The sequence below is a fragment of the Enterobacter sp. HMSC16D10 genome (assembly GCF_001807145.1).
GTDB classification, from domain to species: Bacteria; Pseudomonadota; Gammaproteobacteria; order Enterobacterales; family Enterobacteriaceae; genus Enterobacter; species Enterobacter roggenkampii.
In genome coordinates this window covers 1-2491 of the sequence record NZ_KV787912.1, presented here as the reverse complement: position 1 = coordinate 2491, position 2491 = coordinate 1, and the positions used below count along the sequence as shown (strand labels likewise).

Here is a 2491-nt window from a genome sequence, read left to right as displayed (position 1 = left end):
TGTCCCATCCCTTACCCTGCAAAGCCATCCCCGCTTAAAACGCCTCAGGAGCCTCTGTACGCGGTCGGAGTGGACCCGGCAAGGCGACAGCCGCAGCCGGGGCGTATCTCCGCGTTAGCGGGCCGCAGGGCCGCTTACGAGCGTGTACCAGACAACTGACCGCAGCTCCACCCACAGCGATGAAGAAGAATAGTTACAACACCCATCATTAAAAGCGACACTACTCCCGGCCTTCGGCCGGGGGCGGCGGCGCTTTTCAGTGGTGGGGAGGGGCACCTGGCCGGCAAACCGGCGCCGGTTTTTATGATGAATAACGTTATGAATGCTGTAACTAATTTGGTTCTCCGGTCGGGGCCCGTCGCGAAGCGATGGGAGCTCTTTCTGGTGTTGCCGAACCGGCGCGACCGTCAGGTCGCTGCAAGGGCGGGCATTCTCTGCAGCCTGTCCACAGGGCAGGCGATGAACAGGTTATGTGTTTACAGGATTTATTAAAGGATCTTTAAAAGAGGTACAGAGCTGGTGTTTAAAAGGAACCACGCGCCCTGAAAGCCCGACGGCATGTGCTTTGTGCGGGCACTGTTGCAAATAGTCGGTGGTGATAAACTTATCATCCCCTTTTGCTGATGGAGCTGCACATGAACCCATTCAAAGGCCGGCATTTTCAGCGTGACATCATTCTGTGGGCCGTACGCTGGTACTGCAAATACGGCATCAGTTACCGTGAGCTGCAGGAGATGCTGGCTGAACGCGGAGTGAATGTCGATCACTCCACGATTTACCGCTGGGTTCAGCGTTATGCGCCTGAAATGGAAAAACGGCTGCGCTGGTACTGGCGTAACCCTTCCGATCTTTGCCCGTGGCACATGGATGAAACCTACGTGAAGGTCAATGGCCGCTGGGCGTATCTGTACCGGGCCGTCGACAGCCGGGGCCGCACTGTCGATTTTTATCTCTCCTCCCGTCGTAACAGCAAAGCTGCATACCGGTTTCTGGGTAAAATCCTCAACAACGTGAAGAAGTGGCAGATCCCGCGATTCATCAACACGGATAAAGCGCCCGCCTATGGTCGCGCGCTTGCTCTGCTCAAACGCGAAGGCCGGTGCCCGTCTGACGTTGAACACCGACAGATTAAGTACCGGAACAACGTGATTGAATGCGATCATGGCAAACTGAAACGGATAATCGGCGCCACGCTGGGATTTAAATCCATGAAGACGGCTTACGCCACCATCAAAGGTATTGAGGTGATGCGTGCACTACGCAAAGGCCAGGCCTCAGCATTTTATTATGGTGATCCCCTGGGCGAAATGCGCCTGGTAAGCAGAGTTTTTGAAATGTAAGGCCTTTGAATAAGACAAAAGGCTGCCTCATCGCTAACTTTGCAACAGTGCCCTCTCGGCTGGCTGGGAAGCGGTCATGATCTTCCCTTGAAGGCCCGCAGCAGCCGCGTCACAGACAGGACAAACAAGCCGGTCAGCGTGAGGGCTGCAATACCCCAGTGCTCCCCGATGAACGCGCCGGCCGTCGTGCCGGCTAGCACAATGGCGAGAATCGGCAAATGGCAGGGACAGGTCAGCACGGCCAGCGCGCCCCACAAGTAGCCGGTGATCGGTTTGTGCGTCTCAGACGGCAAGTGCTCTGGGCTGTTCATGGCAGACTCTCCGCGTGCTGTGCCGGTTCGGTTGGCATGGCGGCCAGTTGCATTTCGAGGCTGGCCAGGGCCTCGCGCCGACGCTCGACGAGTTGCCGCAACACGGCAAGCTGCGCAGACGCACCGTCACCGTCCGCAGCATCCAGCGCCCGGCACAGCCGCGCCAGTGCGTCCAGGCCGATACCCGCTTCGAAGGCAGCCCGTACAAAGCGCAGCCGTTGCAACGCGGTGTCATCGAACAAGCCGTAGCCGCCCGTGGTGTACGCGACCGGCCGTAGCAATCCGCGCAGCAGGTAGTCGCGCACGATATGCACGCTCACCCCGGCATCAAGGGCCAGCCGGGACACTGTGTAGGCGCTCATTGAACACCTCCTTTTCCTCATCCGGCGCAGCACGAAAGCTGCTTCACGTCCTTGCTGAAGGTCTGCGCCGCGAGCTTCAGCCCTTCGACCATGGTCAGGTAGGGGAACAATTGGTCGGCCAGTTCCTGCACGGTCATACGGTTGCGAATGGCGAGCACCGCCGTCTGGATCAGTTCACCCGCTTCCGGGGCCACCGCTTGCACGCCGATGAGCCGTCCGCTACCTTCCTCGATGACCAGCTTGATGAAGCCGCGTGTGTCGAAGTTGGCAAGCGCACGCGGCACGTTATCCAGTGTTAGCAGGCGACTGTCGGTCTCGATCCCGTCGTGATGTGCTTCCGCCTCGCTGTAGCCCACGGTGGCGACCTGCGGGTCGGTGAACACCACGGCCGGCATTGCGGTCAGGTCCAGGGCCGCATCGCCGCCAGTCATGTTGATCGCCGCACGAGTGCCGGCCGCTGCCGCCACATAGACGAACT

At 59.2% G+C, this 2491-nt stretch carries 3 protein-coding genes and 1 pseudogene; 1 reads left to right on the top strand and 3 read right to left on the bottom strand.

What is annotated here, in order from left to right:
• Nucleotides 1-635 precede the first annotated feature (635 nt).
• Nucleotides 636-1340: an IS6-like element IS26 family transposase gene (locus HMPREF3143_RS22095; RefSeq protein ID WP_001067855.1), complete on the top strand. Its 705-nt coding sequence runs from the start codon at nucleotides 636-638 to the stop codon at nucleotides 1338-1340.
• Nucleotides 1341-1414: 74 nt separating this feature from the next.
• Here HMPREF3143_RS22095 and merE read toward each other — a convergent pair whose 3' ends face one another.
• The 3 genes and pseudogenes from merE to HMPREF3143_RS22080 all read right to left on the bottom strand — a co-directional run.
• Nucleotides 1415-1651, bottom strand: a complete 237-nt coding sequence (gene merE, locus HMPREF3143_RS22090) for a broad-spectrum mercury transporter MerE (protein ID WP_001087807.1) — start codon at nucleotides 1649-1651, stop codon at nucleotides 1415-1417.
• Nucleotides 1648-2013, bottom strand: coding sequence for a mercury resistance co-regulator MerD (gene merD / locus HMPREF3143_RS22085; RefSeq protein WP_001277466.1), 366 nt, complete (start codon nucleotides 2011-2013; stop codon nucleotides 1648-1650). Before merD ends, merE begins: the two co-directional genes overlap by 4 nt.
• Nucleotides 2014-2030: 17 nt before the next feature.
• Nucleotides 2031-2491 (bottom strand): annotated as a pseudogene (locus HMPREF3143_RS22080) (mercuric reductase); the annotation flags it as partial.